General features: G+C 46.5%; 21 protein-coding genes. 7 read left to right on the top strand and 14 right to left on the bottom strand.

Annotated features, from left to right (window positions below):
* Positions 1 to 88: 88 nt before the first annotated feature.
* The 3 genes from folK to aroQ all read right to left on the bottom strand — a co-directional run bounded on the left by folK (position 89) and on the right by aroQ (position 2,252).
* Complete coding sequence (gene folK / locus CRECT_RS01290) at positions 89 to 589, bottom strand: 2-amino-4-hydroxy-6-hydroxymethyldihydropteridine diphosphokinase (RefSeq protein ID WP_002945928.1); 501 nt, start codon at positions 587 to 589, stop codon at positions 89 to 91.
* Positions 590 to 731: 142 nt separating this feature from the next.
* On the bottom strand, positions 732 to 1,757 hold the full coding sequence (locus tag CRECT_RS01285; protein ID WP_002945938.1) for a M24 family metallopeptidase: 1,026 nt from the start codon (positions 1,755 to 1,757) through the stop codon (positions 732 to 734).
* A 12-nt stretch (positions 1,758 to 1,769) separates the two neighbouring features.
* A complete protein-coding gene (aroQ, locus tag CRECT_RS01280; protein ID WP_002945929.1) occupies positions 1,770 to 2,252 on the bottom strand; it encodes a type II 3-dehydroquinate dehydratase in 483 nt (160 codons plus the stop codon).
* Positions 2,253 to 2,343: 91 nt separating this feature from the next.
* Here aroQ and mqnF point away from each other — a divergent pair, with 91 nt between their 5' ends.
* Positions 2,344 to 3,570: an aminofutalosine deaminase family hydrolase gene (gene mqnF, locus CRECT_RS01275; RefSeq protein ID WP_002945939.1), complete on the top strand. Its 1,227-nt coding sequence runs from the start codon at positions 2,344 to 2,346 to the stop codon at positions 3,568 to 3,570.
* Positions 3,571 to 3,735: 165 nt separating this feature from the next.
* On the top strand, positions 3,736 to 4,602 hold the full coding sequence (sppA, locus tag CRECT_RS01270) for a signal peptide peptidase SppA (protein ID WP_002945933.1): 867 nt from the start codon (positions 3,736 to 3,738) through the stop codon (positions 4,600 to 4,602).
* 1,410 nt (positions 4,603 to 6,012) lie between these two features.
* Here the strand turns inward: sppA and thiF are convergent.
* Positions 6,013 to 6,867: a sulfur carrier protein ThiS adenylyltransferase ThiF gene (gene thiF, locus CRECT_RS01265; RefSeq protein ID WP_002945925.1), complete on the bottom strand. Its 855-nt coding sequence runs from the start codon at positions 6,865 to 6,867 to the stop codon at positions 6,013 to 6,015.
* 819 nt (positions 6,868 to 7,686) lie between these two features.
* Complete coding sequence (ribD, locus tag CRECT_RS01260) at positions 7,687 to 8,775, bottom strand: bifunctional diaminohydroxyphosphoribosylaminopyrimidine deaminase/5-amino-6-(5-phosphoribosylamino)uracil reductase RibD (protein WP_002945968.1); 1,089 nt, start codon at positions 8,773 to 8,775, stop codon at positions 7,687 to 7,689.
* A gap of 165 nt (positions 8,776 to 8,940) precedes the next feature.
* On the opposite strand from ribD, the gene CRECT_RS01255 reads away from it, so the two are divergent.
* From CRECT_RS01255 to CRECT_RS01245, 3 genes are all read left to right on the top strand, one after another.
* Positions 8,941 to 9,144 (top strand): hypothetical protein, encoded by a 204-nt coding sequence (locus CRECT_RS01255; RefSeq protein ID WP_039888643.1) that lies wholly within the window; start codon positions 8,941 to 8,943, stop codon positions 9,142 to 9,144.
* A gap of 17 nt (positions 9,145 to 9,161) precedes the next feature.
* Positions 9,162 to 9,380 (top strand): hypothetical protein, encoded by a 219-nt coding sequence (locus CRECT_RS01250; protein WP_171992657.1) that lies wholly within the window; start codon positions 9,162 to 9,164, stop codon positions 9,378 to 9,380.
* A gap of 83 nt (positions 9,381 to 9,463) precedes the next feature.
* The gene (locus CRECT_RS01245; protein WP_171992656.1) at positions 9,464 to 9,850 is read left to right on the top strand and encodes a DUF3137 domain-containing protein; all 387 of its coding nucleotides are present in this window, start codon (positions 9,464 to 9,466) and stop codon (positions 9,848 to 9,850) included.
* A 252-nt stretch (positions 9,851 to 10,102) separates the two neighbouring features.
* Here CRECT_RS01245 and CRECT_RS01240 read toward each other — a convergent pair whose 3' ends face one another.
* From CRECT_RS01240 to CRECT_RS01200, 9 genes are all read right to left on the bottom strand, one after another.
* Positions 10,103 to 11,434 carry an acetyl-CoA carboxylase biotin carboxylase subunit gene (locus CRECT_RS01240; RefSeq protein ID WP_002945533.1) on the bottom strand — a complete coding sequence of 444 codons (1,332 nt, stop codon included), beginning with the start codon at positions 11,432 to 11,434 and terminating at the stop codon, positions 10,103 to 10,105.
* Positions 11,434 to 11,886 carry an acetyl-CoA carboxylase biotin carboxyl carrier protein gene (gene accB, locus CRECT_RS01235; RefSeq protein WP_002945509.1) on the bottom strand — a complete coding sequence of 151 codons (453 nt, stop codon included), beginning with the start codon at positions 11,884 to 11,886 and terminating at the stop codon, positions 11,434 to 11,436. The genes CRECT_RS01240 and accB overlap by 1 nt, the downstream gene beginning before the upstream one ends.
* A 151-nt stretch (positions 11,887 to 12,037) precedes the next feature.
* Positions 12,038 to 12,598 (bottom strand): toxin-antitoxin system YwqK family antitoxin, encoded by a 561-nt coding sequence (locus CRECT_RS01230; RefSeq protein ID WP_002945512.1) that lies wholly within the window; start codon positions 12,596 to 12,598, stop codon positions 12,038 to 12,040.
* Positions 12,599 to 12,608: 10 nt separating this feature from the next.
* Positions 12,609 to 13,214, bottom strand: coding sequence for a hypothetical protein (locus CRECT_RS01225; RefSeq protein ID WP_124850356.1), 606 nt, complete (start codon positions 13,212 to 13,214; stop codon positions 12,609 to 12,611).
* An 81-nt stretch (positions 13,215 to 13,295) separates the two neighbouring features.
* Positions 13,296 to 13,964, bottom strand: a complete 669-nt coding sequence (locus CRECT_RS01220; protein ID WP_039888523.1) for a hypothetical protein — start codon at positions 13,962 to 13,964, stop codon at positions 13,296 to 13,298.
* 115 nt (positions 13,965 to 14,079) lie between these two features.
* Positions 14,080 to 14,745: a molybdate ABC transporter permease subunit gene (locus CRECT_RS01215; protein ID WP_039888522.1), complete on the bottom strand. Its 666-nt coding sequence runs from the start codon at positions 14,743 to 14,745 to the stop codon at positions 14,080 to 14,082.
* Between the two features lie 515 nt (positions 14,746 to 15,260).
* Positions 15,261 to 15,443, bottom strand: coding sequence for a hypothetical protein (locus CRECT_RS01210; RefSeq protein ID WP_002945516.1), 183 nt, complete (start codon positions 15,441 to 15,443; stop codon positions 15,261 to 15,263).
* 34 nt (positions 15,444 to 15,477) lie between these two features.
* A complete protein-coding gene (gene modA / locus CRECT_RS01205) occupies positions 15,478 to 16,179 on the bottom strand; it encodes a molybdate ABC transporter substrate-binding protein (protein ID WP_002945507.1) in 702 nt (233 codons plus the stop codon).
* Positions 16,180 to 16,426: 247 nt separating this feature from the next.
* Complete coding sequence (locus CRECT_RS01200) at positions 16,427 to 19,696, bottom strand: S8 family serine peptidase (protein ID WP_002945545.1); 3,270 nt, start codon at positions 19,694 to 19,696, stop codon at positions 16,427 to 16,429.
* Between the two features lie 198 nt (positions 19,697 to 19,894).
* On the opposite strand from CRECT_RS01200, the gene dcd reads away from it, so the two are divergent.
* Complete coding sequence (gene dcd / locus CRECT_RS01195) at positions 19,895 to 20,455, top strand: dCTP deaminase (protein ID WP_002945510.1); 561 nt, start codon at positions 19,895 to 19,897, stop codon at positions 20,453 to 20,455.
* A gap of 333 nt (positions 20,456 to 20,788) precedes the next feature.
* Positions 20,789 to 21,787: a UDP-N-acetylglucosamine 4,6-dehydratase (inverting) gene (pseB, locus tag CRECT_RS01190; protein ID WP_002945541.1), complete on the top strand. Its 999-nt coding sequence runs from the start codon at positions 20,789 to 20,791 to the stop codon at positions 21,785 to 21,787.
* Positions 21,788 to 21,799 lie beyond the last annotated feature (12 nt).

Below are 21,799 nucleotides of genomic sequence, written 5' to 3'. Positions count from 1 at the left end.
ATTTAGCCGCCTCTAGCCCAAATCGTCGCGGCAAAGGCTATGCATTTTTCGTTCCCGCTTCAAATTTAGGCTTTGCAGCCGCTAAATTTTAAAATTTAACTCCGCTTTTACAAACGCGCTTCATCGTCCCAAGCAGCAAAATCACGCTGATTCTGCTTTTTGCGCCCGGATGCGGTAGCGCCAGCCGCGCGTCGTTTCTATTTTGTCCGCTAAAATACAAAATATCTATATCAAGCGTTCTAGGCGCGTTTTTAAAGCTTCGCACGCGTCCGAAACGCCTCTCCAAATTTGCCGTTATTTTTAAAATTTGCCTCGCGGCAAGGCTCGTTTGTACGAGCGTTACGGCGTTCGTAAAATCCGCCTGCTCCTTAAACCCAAACGCCTCGTTTATGAGGAGAGCCGAGTTTTCTACGACGTGAAACCTGCCGTCTCGGCTTAGTTTAAAATGCAGCCGACAAAAGCGCTTTTTCACGTCGCCGATATTGCCGCCGAGCCCCAAAATAACGCTATTTTTAAAGCCCGGTTTAAAATCAAAAACCTTCGGGAAAAAGAGGCATTTGCTAAAGCGCCTCGCCCCCGTTATCTTCATTTCACGGCGTCTTTCATAAATTTGCGCGCGCTAAAATTACGCCCCGATTTCATAGATCCGCGCGTTAAATTTCGGCTAAATTTTTGCGCCGAAATTCTGCTTTCGCCCAAAATTTCGCCATGCGAGTTTAGCTTGCCGGCTTTCATAAAATTTCAGCCCCGTTTTCGCGCACGACCACGACGTCCTCTATGCGCACGCCAAACTCGCCGGGCAGATAGACCCCCGGTTCCACGCTAAAGACCATCCCCTCTTTTAGCACGGTCTCTGCGCGCTTTGAGATAAACGGAAGCTCGTGGATATCGACTCCGACGCCGTGTCCCGTGCTGTGGAAAAACGCTTCGCCAAAGCCCTGAGCAGCGATAAAATCCCTAGCCGCCGCATCTATCTCACGCGCTTTTTTGCCAGGCATAACCGCCGCGATCGCTAGTGCTTGCGCCTCTTTTACGATCTCGTAAATTTCTTGGCGTTTGGCGTTTTTAAAATTTTGCTCCTTGCCGAAGTTAAAATTTTCATCAAAGTACGCCGTGCGCGTCCTATCCGAGCAGTAGCGATTAAATTTAACCCCCGCGTCAAGCAGGAGCAAATCGCCATGCCGTAGCCGCTTTTTGCTCGGCAGAGCGTGCGCCTTCGCGGCATTTTCGTTGATCGCAACGATAGGCGAAAAGCTAAGCGCAAGCTCGCCCTTTTTCTTAAAGATGAGCTCGGCGTTAAAAAACAGCTCCTCTTCGCTCATTCCTTCGCCCTCGGCGCGCACGAACGCGGCAAATTCGTCAAATCTCTGGGCGCCTAGTTGCGCCGCTTGTTTTAAAATTTTTATCTCGTCTTCGGTTTTTACTATGCGCGAAATTTGCGAAAAATTCGCCCGCGCCTTAAATCTTATCCTAAGCCCCTTGCTCAGAGCTTCCCACTCGCCCGCGCTAAAATCGTAGGGGTTGTAGCTAAGCTCCTTTACGCCGGCCTTTCGCAAAAACAGCCGCGCGTCTTTTATCAAATTTCGCTCAACCTCGATCACTTCAGTACCGCAGCAAAGCTCGCGCGCCTCGATGCTATAACGCGCATCGGTGAGGAAAATTTTGCGCCCGCCGAGGCTCAAAAATATCGCGTTGTCGCAGCTATATCCGCACTCGTGAAATACGGCGTTTTCGTCCTTTAGGATAAAATTTTTCAACTTCGCCCTATCTTACTCCGCGTTTTCTCTCGCGGCTTTTAGCGCTTTTATCTGCTCGAAAATTTGCAGCATCGCGATCATAGCCAGGTGATAGCCCACAGGCCCAAAGCCCACGATCTGTCCTGCAGTTACCGGCGCTATGAGGCTTTTTTGGCGGAATTCTTCGCGGCGGTGGATGTTGCTGATATGCACCTCGATGACCGGAAGCCCGACGGCTGCGATAGCGTCGCGGATCGCGATAGAGGTGTGCGTGTAGGCGGCAGGGTTTATGATGATGCCGTCAAATTCGCCGAAGCACTCTTGGATCTTATCCACTAACTCGCCCTCGAAATTGCTCTGAAAAAACTCGATCTCGATGCCGTTTTGTTCGGCAAAAAGCTTCATCTGCGCGTGGATATCCTCCATCTTCATCGAGCCGTAGATATCGGTCTCGCGCGTGCCTAGCATGTTGATATTCGGGCCTTGGATGACCATTAGTTTAGATTTTGTTTCCATTTTTAGCCTTTTAAAAGATTTAAATTTAGCCTTGATTATACATTTTTTAAACTAAATTTTCGCTACAATCACGAAAAATAGGAGCTTAAAAATGATCATCGTTAAACCGAAATTTACAATGCTGTGCGACGAAAATTTCACCGTTTTAGAGGATGCGGCGGTCGCCTTTGATGGGCGTATCCATGCCGTGGGCGAGGCCGAGGAGCTGCGCAAAAGATACGAGGACGCGCAGTTTTTCGAGCACCCGGACGCCGTTTTGGCGCCGGCTTTCATCAACCCGCACGTGCACCTAGAGTTTAGCGCGAACAAGACCAGCCTCGTTTACGGCGATTTTTTAGAGTGGCTAAGCTCGGTTATCGCCTCACGCGGCGCGCTCTCGCAGGCGGCAAACGAGGACGTCATCGCCTCCGCGATAAAAACCATGCAAAGAAGCGGCGTGGCGAGCTTTGGGGCGGTATCGAGCTTTGGCGGGGATTTGGACGCGTGCGCGAACTGCGGCGGGCGAGTCGTGTTTTTTAACGAAATTTTGGGCACTAACGAAGCCGCGCTAGAGCAAAATTTGGCAAATTTTAGCGCCCGATTTGAAGCGTCTCTAGAGCGCAAAAGCCCGCTTTTTACGCCCGCGGTTTCGGTGCATTCGCCCTACTCCACGCATCCTGATTTAGCCGTTGCGGCGATAAATTTAGCCCGCGAGCGGGAGCTGGTCGTCTCGACGCATTTTATGGAGAGCGAGCATGAAAAAAACTGGCTAGAGCAAGGTGCTGGAGGCTTTAAAGAGTGGCTGGGCAAATTTAACCCCGCCGCGCGCCCGCTTTATACGCCAAGCTCGTTTGTAGCGATGTTTGCGGGCGTTCGCACGCTCTTTACGCACTGCGTTTGGGCCGATGATTTTTCGGGCTTTGACCTGGAGCTTCACAGCCTCACGCACTGCGCGGTTTCAAACAGGCTGCTTAGCAAACGCACGCTAAATTTACGCGCCGCGCTGGATGTTGGAGTGAACATAAACATCGGCACGGACGGGCTTAGCTCAAATATGAGCCTAAATTTCCTTGACGAGCTAAGGGCAAATTTGCTTATTCACGCCGATTTTGATCCGCTTGAGCTTGCTAAAATTTTGCTCCTAGCATCGACAAAAAACGCGGCAAAGGCGCTAAATTTGGACGCAGGCGAGATAAAAGAGGGCAAGCTAGCCGACCTCGCGCTATACGGCGGTTTTGCACAGGCAGACGCGGCGCAGCTGCCTCTCATGCTGATCTTGCACGCCAAGGGCTGCGAGCGGCTATTTGTGGGCGGCGCAGAGATAAATTTAAACGATTGAGACAAATTTGCGGTTTTAGACCTTGGCACGGAAAAATAAAAATGCCAAATTTAAGCTCAAATTTGGCGCCCAACCCCTCAAAACCCGCATGCTAGCTAAATTTATAAATTTAAATGGTAAAATGTCGCCTAAATTTTACGAAAACGATAAATTTAAAGGAAAAAAATGGGATTTTTAAGGTTTATTTTCGCGCCGATCGTGGCGGTTTTTAAGTTTATAAACACGTATTTTAAGACGATGATCTTCTTGCTGCTCGTGTTTTTGATCTTTTTTAGCGACAAGGAAGGCGGCGTAAATCCGCCAAATCTCGCCCAGATCAACCTCACGGGCGCGATCATAGACGCGCACAAGGCGCTAGAGGAGATAGATAGCGCGAGCAAGGACGAGGCCATCAAGGGCGTATTGCTTTATATCGACAGTCCCGGCGGCGCTTTAGCGCCTAGCGTAGAGCTCTACACGGCGGTCAAAAATCTGCGCGCTAAAAAGCCCGTGATCGCATACGCGGGCGGATCGATGGCGAGCGGAAGCTACTACGCGGGCGTGAGCGCGGATAAGATACTGGCAAACCCGGGCGCTTTCATCGGCTCGATCGGCGTGATAATGCAAGGCGCCGATCTTAGCGAACTGGCGGCCAAAATAGGCGTCTCGCAGCAAATCGTCAAAGCGGGCGAGTATAAAGAGGCGGGGACGTTTCTGCGCCCGTGGAGCGAGGTCGAGAAGCGCCAGCTGCAGAGCCTCGTAAATGCCAGCTACGCGATGTTCGTCTCAGACGTAGCGACGGCCAGGAAGCTTGATGTAACTAAGCGCGACGAGTGGGCGAACGCGCGGGTGTTTCTCGCTCGCGATGCGGCCAAGCTCGGGCTCATCGACGAAGTGAGCGATTATTTTTCGGCTAAACGCGAACTAGAGCGTATGAGCGGCGTGGCAAACCCGGTCTGGAAACAAAAGCCCGCGTTTGAGAAGTTTCTCGACAAGGTCGCGGGCGAGAGCGCCAAAAGTCTCGTAAATCTTTTTATGCCGACGGTTCGGTGATCGGCAAAATTCGGGCTTTTGCGCCGACGCCGAGCTTATGCGAATTTGCGGTTTTTGGATTTAGTCGGCGAGTCGAGACCGCGTGAATTTTATTTGCGGTTTATGAGAGGTCGAATTTGGGCTTTGAGGAGCGTTTGGGCGCATTATTTCTTTACGGTTTTAGGGTTTTTCATAACTCAAACGACTTTTGAGCAAAGAGTTAAATCAAGGCTTTGATCGCGCAACTCGCTGCTAGCCGAGTCGTCCGCCGGATTTTGAGCGACAAAAAGGCTAAATTTCGACCCGTTATAAATTTGCGGCGCGATTTGCATCTAAACGCAGATTTTTGCGGCTTTAGTTTGCGAGATCGGAACGGGATTTTGTCAAATTTTGCGGCGAAATTCGGACGAAATTTTTGTCGCTGTGTCCGTCAAATTTAGAGTTTTAATTTTGCAAATCCCGCGCCCGATACTTAAAAGCCGATTTGCAGGCCAAATTTAACCCTCTTTCGCCTTTTGTAAATTTAACTAAACGACAACCGTCAAATTTTACCGCCGCCAAAGATACAAACCCGCATACGACCGGACTAAACCGAATTTGAATAAATTCAAGCTGCAAACGCCTTAAAATCGGGTGTATAATCATAAAATGCCGCTTACATCAAAGCCTATGTTTAAGAAATTTTTCGGCAAAAATCCTGAAAAAATGCTAAAAATTTTATAAATTTTCCTCTGCCGACGGTTTGCCAAGACGGCGAGACCGTGCTTAAAGCGTTGCTGCCAAACCCGCGCATTTTTTGGATCGATGAGAAACGAGGCAGGTTTGATAAATGTCCGAATTTAAGCTTTGGCTAAAGCGCCTGCCGGTTTGCGAGCAACAAAGAGAAAGCCAAATTCGGCGGTAAATTTACGGCGGGTTTTGCAAAATACGGACGCAGATTTCGGATTTTAGCTAGCGGCGTAAATTTAAGATAAATAAACTTATGCTTCGGCTCGCGACAATAAAATAAAATTCGTCAAATTTTACCGCCGCAAAGAGCGCAAATCCATAAAAATGCAGCATGGCTAAAGTCAAAATTTAACGCCAAAAACGCAAATGACAAATCCGACTGCGGCAAAATTTACGAACTTACGGCGAGCGCCAAAGCCGAATTTGAGCAAATTTTAAACCTCAAACGCGCTAAATTTGAGTGCGTAATCTTGCAAATTTACCTCCGTCGCGCTAGGCAAAAACAGCAGAATATAAAAATTTATGGCGGGCAAGGGTGCGCGATTCCCTGTCCGCATCCATTAAATCACGCTTTAAAGATTTCCCTGCAAAGCCGCAAGCGCGGGAGAGCCAAAGCCTCGCCGGCTTCTCTTGTGCGCAGTTAGGCAGGCGGCGTTTGGCCCAGCGTCAAAACTCCGAGCCGCGCACCCGCCGAATCAAAATCTAAACCTCCTCAAGTCCCATCAAAAGCCTGATAGCGAGGTTTGCCTGATGATTGGCGCAGATCGCCACGCGCGCGGCCATAAGCCCCTGTCCTACGCCTGCGGCATTTTGCAGATCGCCGCACAGATAGACGTTTCGCGCAAATTTGACCGTTTTTATGAGATTTGAGCTAAAGTGCCCCGCCATGCCCGACGCGCCGACGATCTTTTTGTCCCGCAGGCTCGCGCCCGCCTCATTTACCATCATCGCCTTGCCCGCGACGTTATCAAACGCCTCGCAGATGACGCTACACGGCGCGAAAATCTCGGCGACGTTGGCAGCAGTTAGCGTAATGTCGTGCGTCTCAACCTCGACGAAGGGATTTACCTCGGCGATGAGCTCTTTTAGCGCGTCCGTCTTTTTCATACCGATGTGGCGGACGAAGTACTGCTGGCGGTTTAGGTTGCTAGGCTCCACGACGTCAAAGTCGGCCAGCACGAGCTTGGCGACTCCCGTGCGTGCTAGACTTAGCGCGATATTTGAGCCAAGACCGCCAAGTCCCGCCACGCCCACGCAGCCGCTAGCTAGAGCCGCGTTTAGCTCGGGGCTGTTTCTGGAGGCGATCATAGCTTTTAGCACTTCTCGCCCCGGCATCGCGCCGCGCCTGATAAACACGACGTTTGAGCTATCTTTTATCTCTAAATTTTCCTTCGTCGCAAAGCCGTCTAGGATAAAGATATCGGGCTCACTCGCGTTAAATTTAGCTAGAAATTTATAAATCTCGCCGTTTTCGTCGCCCAGAGCCTCGTTTTTTAGCTCCTCCATCGTGTTTGCCGCGACCCGAAATTTCGCTCCGTTTAGCGTTATCTCCTTCATTTTTCTCCTTTAAATTTACAAAATCATAGCGAATTTTATAAAATGTTTCGTTAAAGAGTAGCGTAGCCGCATTTTTAACCATTTGCGTTAAATTTGCCGCATCGCAAAAACGCAAACACTAAATTTATCTTAAATTTTAGCTTTTGTCGTTTGCTTTTTATAAAAGACAAACGTAACTATCGACGAAAGAAAGAACAAACACCGCAATAAAACTCAAGCCGACTCGCGTGATTTGACGCAAGCGCTATCGCGCAGGCAAAAGCCAGAAATCCGCTAAGCCGCAATGCCGAAAATAGTTTTTAAGCGGCGACATAACGGCCTTGTCGCATTATTTTTTGATATCCTCGTAACTCTTTCGGCGATTTTCGGCTATAGTTTGAGATGGTTTCATCGGGTTTGTTTGGGTATATGCCCCGCCTAATATATCGTCAATTTCAAACGCCAAATCAGTCAGCCGTTCGCGCCTTTTAGCAGATAGCGCCCCCGAAAAATTTATCTTTTGAATGCCGATGCCTATTTTTTTGCATATCTATAAGCCTATCAAACAATGCACTATTTTCGCTTCTTTTGAAAAAATCGGGACCATTTAACTCAAAATCGCTACTTGCGACGTATCCGCATCTTTGTAAAAATCGCCTAAGTAAAATCAAGGCTTGAGCTATGCTTTTTAAAACTGCTCCTTTTTAGCTGCAGCCACCTGCGCCTGCGTCATCTTTTTTCGCTCCAAGGCTTTGGCTTAAATAAATCCCAAATCCGCCGCCAAGGCTTTTACTAAAACTCAATCGCATATAAAATAGTAGGTCTTTTTAGAGAGCAAATTTATAAACTTCGCTCAATCCTATACCACCCGTAAACGTCGCCGTCAAGTTCGCCGTGAAATAGCGGTTTGAGTTTTAAATTTAGCCTTACCGTGGGTGCGTCCAAAAGCTCGCTCGAGCGGTAGAGCAGCAGCCATTTTACGCGTTCGTCTAGGGCTTTTAGCGCGTTTTCGCCGCCCTCAAACATCGTTAAACGCGGCACGAAAGCTTCATTTATATCGCTTGTTACGCGCACGCTCCTGCCCTCCACGCCAAAAAGCGGTATAGACGCGTCAAACTCCCGCTCGCGCGAGTAGATTATTACGTTTGGATTTTTGCCGTCCTCTATCAGCCTGGTATCGAGCCTCGGGCGGTCGGCGCGGACGGTGGCGCCGCCGATAACTAGCAGCTCGGCCGCGCTACGCAGGCGGTGAGAGTGGGTGCGGCTGGCTAGATTTGAGATGATTTTGCTCTGCGCGGTGCCGACTGCGACGCCGTTTGCGCTAAGGGCAAGCTTGAAAAAGCTAAAATTCCCCCTCTGCCACGCTAGAAATGGCTCTATTAGCTCGTCCGCCCCCTGCCTTAGCACGTCAAATTTGACCGCTACGCCGCCGCTTTGCAGGATATGCGCGCCGCCGCTTGCTACGGCGTTTTCGTCACCTCTAGCGATGACGACTTCGGCAAATTTTAGCAGTCTTAAAAGCTCGGCGCATGGCGGAGTTTTGCCGCGGTGAGCGCAGGGCTCGAGCGTCACGTAGGCCTTGGCGCCTTTTAGCAGATCGCCGTGATTTTGCAGGATGTATTCATACGTGAAATTTGGCTCCAAGTCCGCATTTGTAAGCTCTGCGACGCTTTCAAATTTGATGCCCAAAGCCGCGTTATACTCGCGCAAAAAATCGTGCAAAAACGCCTCGCTTTTTTTACAGAGCGCCAAAAGAACTGCGCTTGGCTCGGCGTGTAAAAAGCCCGCTCTTTTATGCGCGGCAACTGAAAGCAACCTGCCGCCAGCATCTAAAACCACGCAACCGACGGCGGGATTTGGATAAGTTAAAATTTGAAACTCCCAAGCCTTTTTGATCGCCAAAGACATGTAAAATTCGTCGTTTATCATCGCTTTTGCCTAGTTAAATTTAAGGTATTATACTAAAATTTGCGCGGCTAGGTTTTTTAAAATTTGACGCCACGATTTTGCCAGCTAGCCCGCCCAAACCCTCACCTTTACGACGTAAATTTCGCTAAAATTTGATCCAAACATAAAACTCTAAAAAAGGCAAATTTGAACATAAACGAAGCGATAGAGGCAACCGCAAAAAAGCAAAAAGAGTGTGGATGCGCATTTGCAAAGTATCTGTTTTTAGGGGTTTTGTTTATAGCTGTCCTGCCCGTAGGCGGCGGATTTGCCGTATGGTATCTTTTTGAAAATCGCCTTGCCTCACTATTTTTCATCATTATCTATATTCCGTTTTTTTCATTGTGCTAATGACTAACAGGGGCCGAGTGATCTATGGGCTGAGAGATTACAAAGAGTTTTATAAAGACATTTTCGTCCGTGCAGCTATCTGCGAAGTGGGTCCAAATTTTAGCTACGAACCGAATGCCGGCATCAGCCGTAAAGAATTTCGCAGGATCGGCATTTATTCGCCGGATGAATTCACGCCGAAGATCAAATCAGCGGAACGCATAACGGCGTCAAATTTAATCTTAGCGAAGCTATAAGCATACCCAGGGACGCCAAACTAAAACTAGGCGACTCGGCGACGCTAAATTTGCTATCCGCGGTAGTTTTTGTATGGAAGATGATGAAAGATATACAGGCCTTTAGCGGCTCGGTTTTAGTCTGCGAGTTTTACAAGAAATTTAGCGGACAAACTATAGTCGCGAGCCGCACGCTAAATACTAAATTTTTAGGCGAAAAAGAGCGGATGGATGATACTCTTTTTAACGATGAATTTAGAGTTTTTACGGATGATAAAGTAGAGGCAAGATATCTTTTGACGCCTGCGTTTATGGCGCATTTGAGAGAGTTAAAGATAAAATTTGCAGGAGATATGGGAGTAAGCGCTGCGTTTATGGATGATAAATTTTATCTATTTTTAATCGGAGCGGAAAATAGATTTGAGACGACGCTCTTTTCAATACCGCCGAACTTAGAAGACGCAAAACAGATCAAAAAGGAAATTTCATAGCTTTTACCCATAATAGACGAGTTAAATTTAATCCTTGATATTTTTAAATAAAGGCAAATTTAACGGTTTAGAGGACTTGCGATTACTGAAAATAAAATTAGTGTTTTTGCGGGGGGGGGTGCCGATAAATTTAGATTTAAATTTTATCTGCGAGCGGGTTTTAAATAATAAAAATTTGAAGTTAAAATTTATATACGCCAAAGCAAATTTAAACTCGCTTCGGCGCGCAATAGCCTCGCCCTAGCCGCAAATTTAGCGACGAGAGAGGTAGTTGGTATCATAGTTGTTGTTGATAAAGTCTTTGTTCTCCATCATCGCGATGTGAAAGTCGCGCGTGGTCTTGATGCCGCCGATGATGAGCTGCTCGAGCGTCACCTTCATCTTGTGGATGGCTCTGTTTCTATCGGTGTCCCAGACGATGAGCTTGCCGATCATACTGTCGTAGTACGGTGGGATCGAGTAGTCCTGATAGATGTGGCTATCCATACGCACGTTTCGGCCGCCGGGGCAGACGTATTTTGTTATCTTGCCTGGACTTGGCGTAAACGTATTTGGATCCTCGGCCGTGATGCGGCACTCGATGGCGTGGCCTTTTAGCGTGATGCTTTCTTGCGGCGGTAGCGCCTCGCCCTGGGCTACTTTTATCATTAGCTCGATTATATCCAGGCCGCTTACCATTTCGCTCACGCAGTGCTCGACTTGTAGGCGCGTATTCATCTCGATGAAGTAGAAATTTAGATCCTTATCGACCAAAAACTCAAACGTTCCCGCTCCCTCGTAGTCGATAGCTTTTGCCGCACGGATCGCCGTTTCGTGCAGTCTGGCGCGAGTGTCGTCGTCTAGCAGGATCGCAGGACTCTCCTCGATCAGCTTTTGGTGGCGGCGCTGCATAGAGCAGTCGCGCTCGCCGATATGCAGGACGTTACCGTGGCTGTCGCCGATGATCTGAACCTCGATGTGGCGCGGATTTAGGATGTATTTTTCCATATACATAGTTCCGTCGCCAAACGCGCTCATCGCTTCGCTCTCCGCCGACCAAAACGCCTTTTCTATATCCTCTTCGCACTCGACCACGCGCATACCTCGTCCGCCTCCGCCGGCTGCGGCTTTTAGGATGACAGGATAGCCGATCTGCTTAGCTAGCTCTTTTGCGGCCTTAGTGTCGGCTACGGCGCCGTCAGAGCCCGGGATCACGGGCACGCCCGCTCGCTGCATCATCTGCTTTGCTTTACTTTTGTCGCTCATCAGCGCCATCGCAGCTACGCTAGGTCCTATAAATTTTAGCTTGTGATGCGAGCAAATTTCTACGAAATTTTGATTTTCGCTGAGAAATCCATAGCCCGGAAATATCGCGTCGGCTTCGCTGATTTCAGCCGCGCTGATTATGGCCGGGATATTTAGGTAGCTGTCGCTTGAGCGCTCCTTACCGATGCAGATCGCCACGTCGGCATATCTGACGTAAAGCGCGTCTTTGTCGGCGGTCGAATAGACGACGACGGCTTCTTTGCCCATTTCTTTTATCGTTCGCAGAGCTCGCAGCGCGATTTCGCCGCGATTTGCGATTAAAATTCTTTTTATTTCCATCAATTTTTCTCCACGCCAAATAGCGGCAAACCAAACTCCACGGGCTGACCGTCGGAAACGAGCAGCTCGCTGATCTGACAGTCAAATTCGGCCTCGATCTCGTTCATTATCTTCATCGCTTCGATGATGCCTACCACATCGCCCTTTCTCACGCGCTGACCGACTTTAACAAACGGTGCGGCGCCCGGGCTGGGAGCGGCGTAAAAAGTGCCCACCATAGGCGATTTTATGCTGTCTTTAGGGGAATTAGCAGGAGCTTTGACTTCTGAGTTTACCACAACGTTTACCGGAGTCGGAGTCGGGGCGGGAGCTTGGACGACGGGCTTTGGCAGCTCGCAGCAGTCGGCGAATTTTTCTAGCTCGACCTCAAAATCCCCGCTTTTTACTTTTATGCGGTTCATATCCATCTCGTTAAAAAACTCGATCAGCTCTTTTATGTCTTCTTTTTTCATAGAAATTTCTCCTAAATAGTAAAAGTTCAAAACTTCTTATTGTAGCAAAAAATTGATAAATTTGGGCATTTTTCGGGTTTTTAGTTAGTTTGAAAATATGGTTTAATCGTAAAGCCAAGTCGAGCTCCACGATTAAATTTAACCAAAATTGCTAGAATAGAAAATTTTGCTCGCAAAGTCTTGCTATTCGAAATACATCAGGGTGCATTTCCCACGCAGCAGCTGGCACAGCCACATTATTGTTGGCACATTTGCCACCCAATGGCCTGCCATCTTTAAAATCAAGCTTTAAGATTAGTTTACCATTTTCTTTATACACTTTTGTTTCTCCGTCAAAAAAGCCATCAATAGTATTTATTTCAGACCTTATCTTGCCATTGGCATAAAAAGTTTTACTTATCCCATCTATTAGTTTGCCATTTTTGTAAAAAATAGAGTAGAGCAGCTGTCCATTTTCATAAAATTCTTTTTGCTCACCGTTAGATATATCATCCTCGACAGTATCCATAAATTTAAGCTTTCCCGTGCTTGGATAGTACTCTTTTACGATACCGTTTATTTTGTTATTTTTATACGGAGTTTCTTTTACCAGGACTTTACCCTGATACTCTTTTATGACACAGCCCTGCATTTTATCCAGCTTGGTTTCGCAAATTTTATCATTTGAACTCGCAACCATCAGCGCAACAGCCAAAAGTATTATTCTTTTCATTTTTTACCCCCTACTTGTTTGTCTCATATTTAAAATCACCGCCATCAGTGCTTATGACGATCTCTAGCACATCGTTAAATGAACAACCAAGCTCTATATCAAATCTCTCTCCAAAATTTTTCACTACGGGAAGTTTATTCTCATATATTTCTCGAGCTTCGTCCGTTAAGCTATCTAGGTATGCTTCCGTTTTTTTATCGTTTTTACGAACACCAGGCTTTGCCATCACGCTATTGCCATCTTTTGTATATAAATACAACACAAATTTATGATCATCCAAAAAGACGGGATATTTATCAGAAAAAAACGAACGATTTTGTTCTTCTTTTGTAGCTATCTTTGCGTTTTCAGGATATTTATCGGCATAAGCCTTCGCTTTTTCATAATCTACCCCACCATACTTCTCAATAGGACAGTTGCCCCTATTTACTATGATATCATTGATTTTGGTATCATTGTCAGTAGAGACAATAGAAAGTACATTTACCATCATATCCATCATATTTTTCGATTGTTTAAGGCTTATCTTTGGCGCTTCGACGGCATAAAGCCCGCCTGTTCCTAAAAGCAAACCTCCTACTATTGCAGCCTTACATAAAATTTTAGTATTTTTCATTTTTTCATCCTTATTTTTATTTTTTGCTTGCATTTCTTATCGGTAAAAATAAATTTATGATTTTTTATTCACTCCTTGCCTTTAAGATTTTAGTATCTTGCTTATCATGTCTATTGCGAGAGAGGCTAGATTGCTATGCTTATTTGCAAATTCTAAAAATTTACCCAGCTTTTGCTTTGGCGTTAGAGATTTTAGCATGAGCCTATCTTGCAACGATTTGTCTTTTATCTCATTTTGAACAATATGCTTTATAATCTCCTCATCCTCGAAAAGCAGTGCAAATACCGCAGTTAGCTTTATCTTTAAAAGCTCATCGTTAAAGCTGAAATCAGCACTCTGCCCCATCTCTTTTAATCTTCGTAAAATTTCTCTTTTTTCTACAGGGTTTTCAACAGATATTGTTATAGTTGCGGTTTTGCTATCAGATTCAATGTTTTGTAAATTTTCTTTTATCTTTTTTAAAACATTGCTTAGAATATTTGGATTGTTTGTATCTCCGTATCTTAGATGAGCGTTTAATCTTAAGGTTTTTACGCGATTTTCGCTTATTTTTAGTAAATTTGAGATTTCGTAGTTGCTTTTCTCACCCAAATACCTAGACAACAAATGAAAAACCAATATGTCTATTTCACTTTTACTCATTGCTCCAAAGCTAAGCGCGAGGTAGCTTTGGAGAAATCTTTCTGCAAAGTCGCAATTTGGATCATCTTTGATATTTTTAAGCAAACTATTTATTGAAATTTCGTTCATATTTTTTCCTAAATTCATCTAGAATATAGGAATTATATATATATATATATATCAATTTGCTTAAATTTTATTTTAAAGGTTAAATTTGTATTTCATTCTGTTTAAAGTAGAAAATTTAACAGCTCTTTTTAGCTCGCTCGAGAAAATTTATAAACCCGAAAAGCACCAAGCTAAGCACGACCAAAATCAAGCTTAAAATGAGCGCGCGCTCATTCTCTCCGTCATAAACGGCGTTGTAGATCGCTAGCGAAACGGTATCGGTTTTGCCCACGATGTTGCCGCCTAGCATCAGCGTGATGCCGACCTCGCCAAGCCCGCGAGCCAGAGCCAAAACGAGCGCCGAAACGACGCTTTTAAAGACGTTTGGTATAAGGATAAAAAGCGCGATTTCCAGGCGATTTTTGCCTAGACTTTGGCCTGCTTCGATTAGGCTTTTAGGCAGGCTTTCAAGCGCGCTTTGAACGGGCTTTACAAACAGCGGCAAACCCGCTAAAAACGAAGCGATAACGAGGGCTGAAAAGCTAAAGACGATCTGCAAATTTAGCGCCTTACCGAGAGCGCCGTTTCGTCCCAAAATATAAAGCAGCAAAAATCCCGTGGCAATGGGCGGAAAAATGAGCGGAAACATCACGGCCGCTTCCAAAAGAGCCTTAAATCTGCCGCGATAAAACGCCAAGAAATAAGCCGCGCCAAGCCCTAAAAATAGTAGCAATACAAAGGTAATGGCAAGCGTTTTGGCACTTAAAAGCAAGGGGTGAACAAGCCACGAGAGTTCTTGCAAATTTTTTCCTTTTTACGTTAAATTTTACTTTTTGTTTGGGTTTGGAGAAATTCCGTAAGCAAAATTTTGATATTTAGCTAAATTCGGCGCCCGATTTATAGCGAAATTTTGATAAATTTATGGACGCGAACAGCCGGCGGGATTTTAAAATTCGGCTTAAATTTTAAACTCGCTCAAATCATCTACGCCTAGAGCCGAAATTTGTTAAAAACCGATTTTTAAACTCATAAAACCGGAGCCGATAAATTTATTGTCGGTGCCAAATTTGACCTAAATTTTCGCCTGTAAATTTAAGACTAAATTTTACGCTCCCTCCGCTGTAATTTTCTTAAAATTTACCGAGCCGAGCGGGCAAATTTAGCCGCTTGGCAAATCGCCGATTTTACCGATCAGAGCGTAAAATTTGATAGGTTTCGTCCGCAAAATCCGAATTTGCACTTCTTTAAATTTTGACTGCTTTGCGCGGTAAATTTAAACGGTTTTACCGTGTCGGTTTTTAAATTTACCGCCTAATCTCAGATCTTAAATTTAGCGGATAAAACGCAAATTTTACGCTCCGCTTGCCGTGCGAACCCAAAAATAGCCGCACCTAACGGCAAACCGAGCTTTGCGGCTACTTCAAGTTTTTCGCCCGCCAGCGCAAATTTACCGCCAAATTCGGCAGCGAATTTGGACGCGTCGCCGACCGCCAAATCCAAATTTGACCATACTAACGCGCCCGCCGAATTTAAATCACTTCAGTCCGAATTTAGTGAAAATTTCTTTTGAGCGAGGAGTTTTTAACTCGTCTAAAAATTTAGCGCAAGCCTCGTTGCCCTCGCACGCCGGAAGTTTCGCCGCCGAGATGAAAACAGGGCTGTAAAGCGCCTCATCGATATAAATCATACTACCGAACTCACCCGCTCTGGCCACGGCTTCGGTCGAGTTGATAAATCCCGCATCCACCTCGCCGTTTATGACGTAGGCTACGACTTGCGGCACGCCTGCGACGGGTAGAATTTTAGACCCGAGATCCGCCTCAAGCCCCGAGTTTTTCAAAAACTCCGTCGTCCTCACGCCGTAAATCGCTTTTTTGGCGTCCGGCATCGCGATTTTGGCGAGATTTTTTAGCTCGCCGGCATCTTTTATCTGCTTGCCCTTTGGCGTGACCAGCACGAGAGCGCCCTTGCCGATGCGCTCGTAAGCTTTGATCTCAAGATCCGTTTTTTTCAAAAACGCCTCGTCGCCCACGATCACCGCCATCTTGCCCTCTTTGGCTTGGATGGTTATTTGTCCTAAATTTGCAAAGGCGCCCTCGATCTGCACGCCCTCTTTTTTGAGATTTTCTATCACTTCGCTGACCGGCTTTTTGTATCCGCCGCCCGCACCCACGAGCAAATTTTCACCACAAAAGGCGATCGCGGCCGCGAGAGAAACGAGTAATAATTTTTTCATAAAATTCTCCTTGAAAATAAAATTTAGTAATTTTATGAAATATATTCTTATATATGTATAAAATACCCGAGCGAAATATAACATTAAAAGAAGTAAAATAATAATTTATAAGCCGCATTTCAAAGACAAAATTTGCTCCTTTCAAAAATGCGGCAAATTTGTAAAAACAAGTCAAATTTAACCTGTCGCGAGCCAAATAAATTTAGCTCGCTATTGATTAAATTTGCGCCGTTAATCCGCAAAATCGTTAAAACGCCCAACTAAACTTAGCATTTACGCCGTTTGATTTTACGTTGCTGCCGTATGCTCCTACGTAGCCAAGACCTATTCTAAAGTTTTTAGTAAATGCAGCCTCTATACCGAGCTCGGTAGTGGCTATATCTTTTAGCTTTTCGCCCTTTAGTTTAGTTGCGCCAAGGCCGGTTACGTTCATATGAGCGCTCGGGGTTTTATCGCCGAAGAAGCGGTTGTAGGCCACATCGGCTTTTGCGACTAGACTTATGCCGTCCATACTAAATGCGATGCTAGGTTTTACGCCCAAACTCGCGATTTGCAGGTCTCTATCCTCATTTTTAATCTGCACTAAAGAATTTGCCACATCGTCATTTTTGGCGCGGATATAGGTTAGCCCCGCATAAGGCTCTAAGCTAAAGCCGTTTTCATAGCTTAGTCCCGCGTAGGCGATCTGCGCATATGCGCTGATAACGGACGCGTCGGCGTCTTTATACTCGTAAGCCAAAGGAGCGTATGAGCTAACGACTCTTTTTTCTTGATCAAATTTCGAGTAGATAGCGCCTAGGCTGATTTTGATAGGATCAAGCCCTATATCGCCGTAGATACCAGCATGCGCGTCTTTGCTTTTGACCGCTTTGCTATCGCCTAGCTTGTGATTAGTTCTGCCAAGCCCTACGAATACTCCCGCTTTCGAGCTATCGCCCGCTAGAAAATCAACGCCTACTAAATTCGTAAATGCGTTCGTGCCCAGTCTGCCGCCGGCGTTGCTACCCGAAGTCACTCTGCTAGCGCCGCTAAGTAGCCAAAGCTCGACTCCGGCGCCGATATCGGCTCTTTTAGCTCCGTTTTTGTTTTTAACCGAATTTGCTAGCATAAACGAGTCTATAGCGGAGTTGTTTTGCGCTTTGAAGTCCAAATCATTTGAAAAGGCGCTAAAGTAGGCCGCCGCTACGCTATGAGTAGCTCCTAGCATAGATGAATATATAGCGCTACCCGGATTTGCCTCGACTAATCTCGCAAACGACTTCTCGGCGCTAGTAGAAGCTACCTCCTCCATACTTTTGCCTTTTTGTAAAGAAAGAGCTAAATTTGAGTTAGTCGTAGCTTCTTTAGTTGTTTTAAAAAACGCGTAGCTATCCTCGACGTTGGCTAAATTTGCCCCCGTGAAGCTTCCGCTCGCGCTTACGGTTTTCTTTAGATTCGGATTTGCCGCCAAATTTGCAAGCTCGGCGCTTGATAACATCGCAGCCTTCAATAAAGAGCCCTCTTTAAAGGTTAAATTTAGATTATGAGCGCCGTCGTTAATTACAAATGAGCCGCCTTTGTTTATAGTAGCATTAACTTGCGTAGCATCGCTTGTCTTGGTCGTACTCACGAAACCGCCGGCGCTTGGGGTTTTGTAAGTAATAGCGTTTAAAACCTCAAATTCGCCGCCCTTATGGACGTTTACGCTTCTTGAAGATGAGATTGATTGATTTAGGGCCGAGATTTTACCGCCGTATATATTGACCGCTCCGGTAAAGCTATTATCTCCGGCGAGAGTCAAAGCGCCGTCTCCTCTTTTAGTTAGCGAGCCTTCATAGCCCTCCGCCGCTCTTGCGGCTCTAGCCTGCTGCCTTGCGGTTTCAAAGGTCATCTCGGCCTTTTCTTCCGCGCTCAAATTCGGCTTAGCGTTAAGAACCGCTTTCCTAGCCGCCCAAGCCGCAGCGTCGCTATCATCCTCGGTTTTTCTAAATTTAATGGCGACGTCTGAAATGTTATTTGTCCAGATATCGTTTTGATTCATCGTAACGTCGAAGTTTCCTAAAAACTGCCCCGGACCGAACATCGCCTTGCCTAGGTCAAGTATACCCCAACCCCAAACCTTACTAGGCACGCCCTCTCCGTCGCTACCCCAACGCTCGAGCATACCGCCGGAGCCATGACCTGCTCTTAGCGTCCTTTGTCGAGCCGTAGTAAGCATCGTGTCACGAACCTGCGCCGCACTCATATACGGATAGCGCTGAAATATGACTCCGAGTGCGCCGCTTACGTGCGGAGCGGCCATAGACGTGCCGCCCCAGCTGGCATATGAAGCTTGTTTGGTTTTCAGATCGACGGTTGAGGAATAAACTTCCGCAGCCGGTGCAGCGATCGTCCACCATTTGGAATTTCCTGCGAGATTAAACCGCTGCGCATCGCTTACTTGGCCGGATCTGTTACTACCGTTAGGATAGCCCGCAGTGCCGTTTTGTCCCGTAACGTTTATCCAATATTTCTCCGCATCGGGCCTGAAATACGGCAATGCCGCACGCGTAAAAGATTCAGCCATAAAGCTTCTGTTGCCGGCTGTAAATACTTGAATGACCCGTCTTTTAACGGCTACCTCATAAGCGGCGTCTATAAAGCTTTTTTCACCGCTCGTAACAAACTGATAGTAGGCTTTTTTGGCTGCATTTATATCTTTTAGATACATATGATCTTTTGCGTTATTGGTCTCGGTAACGCCGTTAGTATCCCTAATGTCGGTATTATATTCGTCTATATGTCTTAAACCATAAGACGGTTTATATCCGGTCGCGCCTTTAAAAGCCGAATTTACTTTTCTGTTTGAGCCCCAGCTATTGTTTATCACTTTCGCGCCGGCATCCGCTAACGCCTCGTAACCTTTAAGAAAAAAATTATAATCTTGATTAGGGCCGTAAGTCATACCGTCGTTGCCGCCGGTATTTGCGGAGTATAGCTGTGCTTTAAACGCTACGCCGTGCATACCGCTGCCGTCTCTGCTAGCGGCCATAGTGCCGCCCACGTGAGTGCCGTGACTATCGTTTACGCCGGCTACCCACCGCCCGTCTATATCAAATTTATCGCCCTTTTTAAATTCGCCCTTATTTGTTTCGTCGTATTCGCTACTAGAGCCTGCTTTAAAGGGCGAATTTCCATACGCGGTATCAGGATACATCATACCGTTTTTACTATATGTTCCGCTACTTTTTACGACGTGGATCCTGCCGTCTTGAAACTCCGGATGGCTCAAAAGCACGCCCGAATCCATAACGCCTATCTTCACGCCGCTGCCGTTAAAGCCTAGCGCGTAAGCCGTGGAGGCGTTCATAGAGACTAGACCCCAGTCTTTTTTATACTCCGCACTCTCCCAACTGGATGTGTTTCCGGATACGCCGACCTCGGTGTAAGCGTAAGCTCCGCTCGTCGCCAGTAGCAGGCAAGTTAGCGCCGAGAGAGGCAAATTTGAGCCCTTGTTACTGCGTAAATTTACAAATTTACGCGGCATAATTAAATACATTGTTTTTCCTTTCATTTAAAAGAATTAAAAAAATGCATTATTATACTTAGCTTTAATTTAAAGATTAATTATAAAAAATAAGAAAATCTGCTAACCGAGCGTTCGAATTTGACCAAAATTTTAATATAAAATAGCGCTCAAATTTTACGTAAATTTAAAATATGTTATAATCGCGTAAATTTAAAATAAAGGTAAAAAATGGGGCTGAAATCTGACAGCTGGATACGCAAAATGTCGCACGAAAAGGCGATGATAGTGCCGTTTGCCGAGGAGCAAGTCGGACGCGGCGTGGTGAGCTACGGAGTGTCCAGCTACGGCTACGATATCCGCGTGGGCGACGAGTTTAAAATCTTTACGAATATCGGCGGCACCGTGGTCGATCCAAAAAATTTCGACGAAAAAAACGTGGTGGACTTTAAAGGCGACGTGTGTATCGTTCCGCCCAATTCATTCGCTCTAGCGCGCACGATCGAGTATTTTAATATGCCGGGTAACGTGCTAGCCATCTGTCTAGGCAAAAGCACCTACGCTCGCTGCGGTATCATCGTAAACGTCACGCCTTTTGAGCCCGGATTTAAAGGGCACATCACGATCGAAATCTCAAATACGACGCCGCTGCCGGCTAAAATCTACGCGAACGAAGGCATCGCGCAGGTGCTGTTTATCGAGGGCGACGAGCCGTGTGAAGTGACGTATGCGGACAAGGGAGGAAAGTATCAGGCGCAGGAGGGGATAACCCTGCCTAGGATTTTGAAATAAAAGCTTGTCTTTTGAGTGCTTTTTGCGGAGCTGGCTAAAATTTAGCTCGGCGGACTACTTGTCCAGCCTACGCTAAATTTTATCTGCGCAACCCCAAAAATCATCTCAAAATACTACGCTCCAATTAAATTTAACGAGCTAAAATTTGAATAAAATTTAAGGCACGGTTTTTGCTCCGACTGCATAAAATTTAAATAAACGGCGAACTGTTTTTATTTTTTACTTAGCTTTACTGCGTTCGCTACCGTCGCTTAGCTTGCGACCGCAACTGAAGCCAAAGAAGCGAGCAACAAAGTATAAAATCAAAAGACAAGCCGCGAAAGGCAAAAATAAATGTTTAACGGAAAATCCATTCTCATCACCGGCGGCACCGGGTCATTCGGCAAAAAATACACCGAAATTTTACTCTCCAAATTTAAACCAAAAAGGCTAGTTATCTACTCTCGCGACGAGCTCAAACAGTACGAGATGGCGCAGGTTTTTAAAGACCCGGCGATGCGATTTTTCATCGGCGACGTGCGCGACGAAAAGCGCCTCATGACCGCGATGAACGGCATCGACTACGTGATACACGCAGCGGCCATGAAGCACGTGCCAATCGCGGAATACAACCCGATGGAGTGCATCAAAACCAACATCAACGGCGCACAAAACGTCATCGACGCGGCGCTAGAGTGCGGCGTGAGCAAGGTCATCGCGCTCTCGACCGACAAGGCGTGCAACCCGGTAAATTTATACGGCGCGACCAAGCTTGCCAGCGATAAGTTATTTGTCGCGGCAAACAACATCGCGGGTAGCAAAAAAACGCGATTTAGCGTCGTTCGCTACGGCAACGTCGTGGGTTCGCGCGGCTCGGTCGTACCGCTGTTTAAGAAGCTAATCGCGGAAGGCGCGAAGGAGCTGCCGATCACGCACGCGGATATGACGCGGTTTTGGATCACGCTTGAGCAAGGCGTAAATTTCGTACTTAAAAATTTCGAGCGCATGAAAGGCGGCGAAATTTTCATCCCAAAAATCCCGTCGATGACGATGATCGAGCTTGCTCGCTCCATGGCGCCGCAACTTGGCGTAAAAATAATCGGCATCCGCCCTGGCGAAAAGATGCACGAGGTCATGGTCGGCAAGGACGACGCGCACCTAACGTACGAGTTTGACGACCACTACGTGATCAGCCCGTCGATCAAATTTACGAGCAAAGACGACGACTTTAGCACAAACGCGCTGGGCGAAAAAGGGCATCTCGTGGAAGAAAATTTCGAGTATAGCTCAGATAAAAATAAAATTTGGCTAGATAAAGACGGGCTTTTGGAGATGATCGAGGCTAGTAAATAGTTTGGCCGAAAT

Origin of the sequence: Campylobacter rectus, assembly GCF_004803795.1 — a bacterium.
GTDB classification, from domain to species: domain Bacteria; phylum Campylobacterota; class Campylobacteria; order Campylobacterales; family Campylobacteraceae; genus Campylobacter_A; species Campylobacter_A rectus.
The sequence above is the reverse complement of the archived record's forward strand: the minus strand, read 5'-3'. Positions and strand labels throughout refer to the sequence as shown.